This is a genomic window from Priestia sp. 179-F W1.4 NHS, from assembly GCF_045369295.1.
In the GTDB taxonomy this organism is placed as follows: Bacteria; Bacillota; Bacilli; order Bacillales; family Bacillaceae_H; genus Priestia; species Priestia zanthoxyli.
The window spans coordinates 277901-284761 of the sequence record NZ_JBIQFF010000005.1; the positions used below are offsets into that span (position 1 = coordinate 277901).

Genomic DNA, 6861 nt, shown 5'->3' on the forward strand with positions numbered 1-6861 from the left:
AGAACCAAGGAAAACGGCGCTAATATTTACTTTTCAAATACTGGCATAAAAATTGCAGTTTAGTATGTTGAAAGAATAGGAAAGAGTCTATCCATTTTAAAAAGGATTATTCTCTCCAGCATATAGGGTAAATGTAGTATAAAGCTATTTTGAAAGCGCAAACAAAAATTCAACTACGTTTAGGAGGCTATTATATGTGTAATATTATCAAACCTAACCCAAAGCTTTATGTGATGGACAACGGCTCGATGCAAATGGATAAAAACTGGATGCTTGCAATGCATAACCCAGCAACTGTTAAGAACCCTCAGGCACCCACGGAATTTGTAGAGTTTCCAATTTATACTGTATTAATTGATCATCCTGAAGGGAAAATTCTGTTTGATACAGCCTGCAACCCTGAATCAATGGGACCACAAGGGCGTTGGACTGAAACAACTCAACAAATGTTTCCTTACTCCGCTACAGAAGAATGTTATTTACCAAATCGATTAGAACAATTAGGGGTTGACCCTAAAGAAATTAAATTTGTTGTTGCCTCCCACCTTCATCTTGATCATGCCGGCTGCTTAGAATTGTTCACTAACGCCACTGTTATCGTTCATGAAGATGAGTTAAACGGCACTCTTCAGTCTTATGCACGCAATCAAAAAGAAGGTGCTTACATTTGGGCTGACATTGACGCCTGGATAAAAAATGACCTTCGTTGGAAAACGATTAAACGAAACGAAGATACCATCAAACTGGCAGAAGGAATTAATGTCTTGAATTTTGGAAGCGGACATGCTTGGGGTATGCTTGGTCTTCATGTTCATTTGCCTGAAACAGGTGGCATTATCTTAGCATCTGATACAATCTATACAGCTGAGAGCTATGGTCCTCCTGTTAAACCACCCGGTATTATCTACGACTCTCTTGGATATGCAAACACAGTTGAACGTATACGCCGTCTAGCCTACGAAACTAATTCGCAAGTTTGGTTTGGCCACGATGCAAATCAATTTCAGCAGTTCCGCAAATCTACTGAAGGTTATTACGAATGAAATCAAGCAGCTGCTTAATATAAAAAAAATTTTCTATAAATCGGAGGGCAAACAAATGACCATTTCAAAACTAGTTTTCACCCCTCTCAGCTACACAGGATGGGGATCACTTCAGCAACTGCTTCCGGAAGTAAAAAAATATCACCCTGCTCATATTTTAATTGTCACAGATCCCGTGTTAAAAGACATTGGACTTGTGGATAAAGTGAGTTCTCCCCTCATTAAAAATGGATACGAAGTAGATGTATATGCAGATACGGCACCAGAGCCGCCTTTAGCACTCGGTGAAAAACTCGTATCCTACGCAAAAAGCCGAAAATTTGATTTAGTCATTGGCGTTGGCGGCGGCAGCGCATTAGATTTAGCAAAACTTACGGCCGTTTTAGCCGTTCACGACGGAGCTGTAGAAGAATACTTGAACTTAACTGGTACAAAACAAATTTCAAAAAAAGGTCTTCCTAAAATTTTAATTCCCACAACTTCCGGCACGGGCTCAGAAGTAACGAATATTTCTGTGCTGTCTCTTGAAAGCACAAAAGATGTTGTGACCCACGACTACTTGCTTGCGGACGCCGCGATTGTAGATCCCGAGCTTACGCTGAGCGTGCCTCCTAAAGTAACGGCGGCTACAGGGGTTGATGCATTAACTCATGCCGTTGAAGCTTATATATCAGTAAATGCAAATCCAGCAACAGACGCCTTAGCACTAAAGGCTATACGCATGATCGGCTCTTCTTTACGAACAGCTGTAGAAAATGGCAAAGATAAAGAAGCGCGAACTCAGATGAGCTACGGAAGCTATTTAGCGGGACTTGCTTTTTTTAACGCTGGTGTTGCCGGTGTTCATGCACTTGCCTATCCGTTAGGTGGACAGTTTCATATTTCTCACGGTGAATCAAACGCCGTATTGCTTCCATATGTGATGGGTTACATACGCAGCAGCTGTGTGGAAAAGATGCGAGATATTTTTGAAGCACTAGGCGGAAACGCTAACTCTTTATCAACAGAAGAAGCTTCTTATCAGTGTGTAAAACAGCTGCAGTCACTTGTCAAAGACGTAGGCATTCCTCAAACCCTTCGCGGATTTGATATTCCAGAAAGTGCCCTTCAAAAGCTGACAGAAGATGGCGTCCAGCAAAAACGAATTCTCGCTCGCAGTCCTTTGCCTCTTCATGAAAAAGACATACGAGCTATTTACCAATCGGCGTATGATGGTGCTATAGTAGAACCTGTGCACTAAAAAACTCCCCCTTGTGTAAGGGGGAGTTCTATTTATGCTGCTTTAGCCGTTGTACCAAAACGGTTCTCTTTAGGGTCACTAGGCTGACAGAATAAAACAATTAGCCAAATACCGCCAATGAGTGGAACTAATGTAATGAGCTGCCACCATCCGCTTTTTCCCGTATCGTGGAGTCTTCTTGCTCCTACAGCTAACGAAGGGACTGCAATCAATAACGAGTAGATTATAGGCAGAAAAAGAGGCTTATCAATAACGAACTGTATGAAAGACAGAATAAATGAAATAACAAAGTTAACTAAAACAAACATCCAGTATTCAGTTCGGCTTGCTCGACCAGAAAATACCCCGTAATTTTTTAACACCTTTATGTACCATTTCAACTGCAACATCCTCCTTTTTTATCATATAATTGTAAATTTATAGTTTATATATCCTTTTTATTCAAAAAACAAACCGTTCAACGAACAAATAACGACATTTTTTATCCAAAAGAAAAAACTTCTTTAAAAAAAGAAGTCTTCTTCATATATTATGCTTTTTCTATTTAATCAAATCATTTCGGTCTTCCATACTTGGCGGTTCCTCAAGCCATCCGTTTTTGGCCATGATTTTTCCCCCGTCTTGCCCGTATGTTAAAATGTCTTTGGCCGTACTGACAAGTGTAAGAGGAAGATCTCCACGTAAACTAAACGCGGTGCCCAAAGCGTTGCTTCCCAGCCCGAAACTGCAGAATAAACTCACGCAGTACATCATTAGTTTATCTGAAAAAGGCGCTATTTTTGACTCGGTCGCTTTCGCACCCCACGTCGCAGGCGTCTGGATATCGCTCTCTAGAAGAATTTTGCTATAATCACTTACAACTTTTTTAGCCAGCTCTTTTCCTTTTACAAAGTACTTCTTCACTTCAGGTTCATTTGCTACTTGAGCAAACCCTGTGATCATTTGCATGCCCAAAATGTTGCTTTCAATAGCGTAATAAATATGTGCTACCTCTACAGTATTTAATGCACGTTTACTCGAAAACAAATGGATTCCATTCATGTAATCTGTGCCTTCGGCAAACTTCACTGTTTTAGGTACTGAAACAGCTGGAGGTCTTGGAAGCACGTTTTTTTCCTGAAGATAATCTACACATTTGTCATAGCCACTTTGCGTGAAAGCGGTAAGCTCTTTATATAGTGAAATCATGTCTTTTCTGTAGGACATGGTTAAATGAAGCGTATGTAGCCCCATGCTAATTTCTTTTAAAAGGCGAAGAAACATAATATCAAACATCTTATCATAAAGCTTAGGAACACCGACATTTACGTCTTTTTCTGTGTATCCTACCGGTATGGCTGCCCCTTCATTCTGTAAAATTTTTTTGATATCTTCAATGTAGTTCACCACTTGCATATGCGTATCTTGCATAATTTCTTTTGCTCGGTCATCTTCTGCGTGTGCAATAAAATATTCTAAGATTCTTCGGACCATTGTCTTTTGCTGATAGGTCATCCAAAGAGTAGCAATTTCACTTGAACTTAACGGTATTTCTTGACTCATGCACTAAACCTCCTGCTAGGGATACATACGTAAATCTTCATTTATTCAAGAGTGGGTATCTGTAATAAAGACTTTATTTTAGACCTTAACATTCGTCCCCGCAGTCAGATACACAACTCTGTCTCTTCCTCAATTAATTCTGCTTCATTTACTATGCACAAATTGGAAGAATTCTATGTATTTACCCTCGCTTTTAAATGGAGGAAACAAAAAAAGCCCCCTCTCATTAAAGGCGCTTTTTCAAAGAAAACGTTTTTATTCCATCGTATCAGAAATTCTTTTGTAGCTTCCGCATTTTTTTAGATATTGAATAATATCTTGATCTTTTACACGCTGAATAGCTGATCCGAACAGTTCTGCTGCTACCTGCATGCGTTCATGTTTATGTTCAATGGTCATAATATATCGAAGCGCATCCACAACCGGTGCATTGTGACGTGTACGACGAGTTATGTACTCGTGAATGGCTTCATTTAACCCTTCCGATTCCGCTTGTTGAAACTCAGGTTTTCTTACTGCTTGACTATATACCACTTTTTTGACACTCCTTCTTCTCATTTTTAATCATTTTTTATCTCTCTTTTATTTCCAGTTCCCTAATAAAAAGGAAACGAAACATGCAATGTTAACTTTTTTAGAGTTTTCTAGCAGATGCATTATGCTTTTAAAAGAACTTACGTTCGATCCTTATAAGAAAACTATGATATATTTTTTGTCTACACAGACTATACATAGTAAGGAATAAGGTATTTAGATACGAATAAAGTTGAATTTATTGATGCTACAAAGTCTCCAGCCTTTAAGCCAGAAAGAGAATTTAAAGAATCTAATGCTAGGTATAAAGTAAAACAAGCAGGCTCTTAATAGTTAAGAATCTGCTTGTTCTGCTCTATATAAAGACTATTTCAGTAAATTATTTTATTTTTTCTAAAAGATACATATCTAGCGGCATATTGACAAGCAATAGATTAAGCTCATACGTTTATTTTAATAAACAGTTGAGCTAGATAGAATATCTTTATGAAAGCGTACTGTTTCAGAACTATAAGTAGTCATATTTAGTACACTTTTTATGGAATATGAGATGAGGATACCCCCATCTTCCATTGTACTCACCCAATAAGGATGAAAGGGTATTAAAAAATAAAATCGCTTATCAAGTTTTTCTAAAACAAATGGTTCGGTAACATTTTTAGTTTCTAAATTACCAACAGAGACATCAATTTTATCACCTATTCTCATCCCACCATAACCCTCTATACAAATTTCAATAAATCCAGTTTCTTGAAGTAATTCTAATTCAACTTCTCCGACGTAATCATATCTTTCTAGTATGTTCGTTCCATTTTTAATTGATTGACGTACGAAATCCCCGTCATAATAAAAAACAAATGGCAATTCTAAATCTTTTGAGTCAATAAGATTTTGTATGGTGATAGTACCAACTCCTTTATTATTATAACATTATTAAAAAAACACCCTGAAAGGATGTTTAATAGTTAGCTTGTAAAGCTTCACTCTTTTTCTTTAGTTTTTGACTTTCTTCTTCTAACTCAATAATTTTATTTTGGAGCTCTGTATTATCAAAGTCTTGTTCTAACTCTTCAGATAGCTTTATTCGCTGTTTATGAATTTCAATTCGTTGTTTAGCAATCGCTTCTACTTCTTTGTTTAATTGTAATTGTTCATATGGATTCATATAAATTCCTCCCTTACTTTCACTTTCAACACAAGAAGACAGATTCCTTTAAAATAAAGTCCAGTGAGTGTTCCCTATAAACATGCTAATGGCCCCAAACGCACTAGCAATAAAACTAAAATTCCACACAGTACGCATCCAAACTGCTAAAGAACCATATGTCTTTTTAAAGGCTACTTCACGCATAAAGATGAGATAAAGAACTGTAAACCCATATACACCAAATGCTACCCATTGAAAAGTTTCTTGAATTTGTGGAACTATTAGAACAACTGCTACTAAAGCTACGGTGAAAATGAGGTTCACAATCATAAAGAAGCTGACGAAACGCATCCACTTAAAGCCCTTTTCGTCTAGTTCCGCAGCACCTTGGTTTTTTCGCTTTAATTCCTCCATTATTCATTACCCCTAGTATTCAGTTTTATCCATTATAGCACGTTATCCTAGTGTTATTCTTAAAGTACTAGTATCGTTATGTTCAAATTTCAGAGATTAGACTCAAAAATTTTGAAGTTTTCACATTAGAATTTTATACAGTCTCAATCAAAATCTGTAGTTATCTAACATAAATAAAAGAGCAGTTTGCAAATGCAAACTGCTCTTTCGATGACCCGTACGGGATTCGAACCCGTGTTACCGCCGTGAAAGGGCGGTGTCTTAACCACTTGACCAACGGGCCGTGATTGTTTTTTAAGTTTAACTTAACTGTTTGTTATACTGGTGGGCCTAAGTGGACTCGAACCACCGACCTCACGCTTATCAGGCGTGCGCTCTAACCAGCTGAGCTATAGGCCCATAATCCTCATATGTATCTAAAATGGCAGGGGCAGTAGGAATTGAACCCACACTGACGGTTTTGGAGACCGTAGTTCTACCTTTAAACTATGCCCCTATAAAAAGTAGCAGTCATGACGGAAATTGAACCCGCGATGATGATAAAAATAAATGGAGGAGGAAGAGGGATTCGAACCCCCGCGGGCTTTGACACCCCTGGCGGTTTTCAAGACCGATCCCTTCAGCCGGACTTGGGTATTCCTCCGATATTATAACTGATGAACCTTCTACTCTAAACAACTAAACTAAGGTCCTATGATACTTCTGATCGGGAAGACAGGATTCGAACCTGCGACCCCTTGGTCCCAAACCAAGTGCTCTACCAAGCTGAGCTACTTCCCGTTTATGGCGCGCCCGAGAGGAGTCGAACCCCTAACCTTTTGATCCGTAGTCAAACGCTCTATGCAATTGAGCTACGGGCGCTTCTTAAAATGAGCCATGAAGGACTCGAACCTTCGACCCTCTGATTAAAAGTCAGATGCTCTACCAACTGAGCTAATGGC

8 protein-coding genes and 7 tRNA genes are annotated in these 6861 nt (G+C 38.5%); 2 read left to right on the top strand and 13 right to left on the bottom strand.

Annotated features, from left to right (window positions below):
• Nucleotides 1-194: 194 nt before the first annotated feature.
• Entirely contained in the window at nucleotides 195-1043 is an 849-nt protein-coding gene (gene ahlS, locus ACH0CI_RS21920; RefSeq protein WP_098999503.1) for an AhlS family quorum-quenching N-acyl homoserine lactonase, read from the top strand.
• Between the two features lie 55 nt (nucleotides 1044-1098).
• Nucleotides 1099-2283 carry an iron-containing alcohol dehydrogenase gene (locus ACH0CI_RS21925; RefSeq protein WP_406902268.1) on the top strand — a complete coding sequence of 395 codons (1185 nt, stop codon included), beginning with the start codon at nucleotides 1099-1101 and terminating at the stop codon, nucleotides 2281-2283.
• Nucleotides 2284-2315: 32 nt separating this feature from the next.
• Here the strand turns inward: ACH0CI_RS21925 and ACH0CI_RS21930 are convergent, their stop codons facing one another.
• The 13 genes from ACH0CI_RS21930 to ACH0CI_RS21990 all read right to left on the bottom strand — a co-directional run bounded on the left by ACH0CI_RS21930 (nucleotide 2316) and on the right by ACH0CI_RS21990 (nucleotide 6861).
• Entirely contained in the window at nucleotides 2316-2663 is a 348-nt protein-coding gene (locus tag ACH0CI_RS21930) for a DUF805 domain-containing protein (RefSeq protein ID WP_335708056.1), read from the bottom strand.
• Between the two features lie 160 nt (nucleotides 2664-2823).
• The gene (locus tag ACH0CI_RS21935) at nucleotides 2824-3825 is read right to left on the bottom strand and encodes a DUF3231 family protein (RefSeq protein WP_335708057.1); all 1002 of its coding nucleotides are present in this window, start codon (nucleotides 3823-3825) and stop codon (nucleotides 2824-2826) included.
• A gap of 255 nt (nucleotides 3826-4080) precedes the next feature.
• Nucleotides 4081-4359 carry a hypothetical protein gene (locus ACH0CI_RS21940; protein WP_013083544.1) on the bottom strand — a complete coding sequence of 93 codons (279 nt, stop codon included), beginning with the start codon at nucleotides 4357-4359 and terminating at the stop codon, nucleotides 4081-4083.
• Nucleotides 4360-4812: 453 nt separating this feature from the next.
• Nucleotides 4813-5223 (bottom strand): hypothetical protein, encoded by a 411-nt coding sequence (locus ACH0CI_RS21945; protein WP_050690599.1) that lies wholly within the window; start codon nucleotides 5221-5223, stop codon nucleotides 4813-4815.
• Between the two features lie 94 nt (nucleotides 5224-5317).
• Complete coding sequence (locus ACH0CI_RS21950; protein WP_016766132.1) at nucleotides 5318-5524, bottom strand: hypothetical protein; 207 nt, start codon at nucleotides 5522-5524, stop codon at nucleotides 5318-5320.
• Nucleotides 5525-5572: 48 nt separating this feature from the next.
• Nucleotides 5573-5920: a hypothetical protein gene (locus tag ACH0CI_RS21955; protein ID WP_025753676.1), complete on the bottom strand. Its 348-nt coding sequence runs from the start codon at nucleotides 5918-5920 to the stop codon at nucleotides 5573-5575.
• Between the two features lie 211 nt (nucleotides 5921-6131).
• Nucleotides 6132-6203, bottom strand: a tRNA-Glu gene (locus ACH0CI_RS21960).
• A 39-nt stretch (nucleotides 6204-6242) separates the two neighbouring features.
• Nucleotides 6243-6319 (bottom strand) — tRNA-Ile (locus ACH0CI_RS21965).
• Between the two features lie 23 nt (nucleotides 6320-6342).
• Nucleotides 6343-6416, bottom strand: a tRNA-Trp gene (locus ACH0CI_RS21970).
• A gap of 54 nt (nucleotides 6417-6470) precedes the next feature.
• Nucleotides 6471-6563 (bottom strand) — tRNA-Ser (locus ACH0CI_RS21975).
• Nucleotides 6564-6626: 63 nt separating this feature from the next.
• A tRNA-Pro gene (locus ACH0CI_RS21980) sits at nucleotides 6627-6700 on the bottom strand.
• Between the two features lie 4 nt (nucleotides 6701-6704).
• Nucleotides 6705-6781: transfer RNA gene (locus ACH0CI_RS21985), tRNA-Arg, on the bottom strand.
• A 9-nt stretch (nucleotides 6782-6790) separates the two neighbouring features.
• Nucleotides 6791-6861 (bottom strand) — tRNA-Lys (locus tag ACH0CI_RS21990).

Coding starts and splice junctions, on each gene's coding strand:
- ACH0CI_RS21955 (WP_025753676.1), bottom strand. CDS start 5,920: ATGGAGGAATTAAAGCGAAAAAACCAAGGTGCTGCGGAACTAGACGAA.
- ACH0CI_RS21935 (WP_335708057.1), bottom strand. CDS start 3,825: ATGAGTCAAGAAATACCGTTAAGTTCAAGTGAAATTGCTACTCTTTGG.
- ACH0CI_RS21950 (WP_016766132.1), bottom strand. CDS start 5,524: ATGAATCCATATGAACAATTACAATTAAACAAAGAAGTAGAAGCGATT.
- ahlS (WP_098999503.1), top strand. CDS start 195: ATGTGTAATATTATCAAACCTAACCCAAAGCTTTATGTGATGGACAAC.
- ACH0CI_RS21925 (WP_406902268.1), top strand. CDS start 1,099: ATGACCATTTCAAAACTAGTTTTCACCCCTCTCAGCTACACAGGATGG.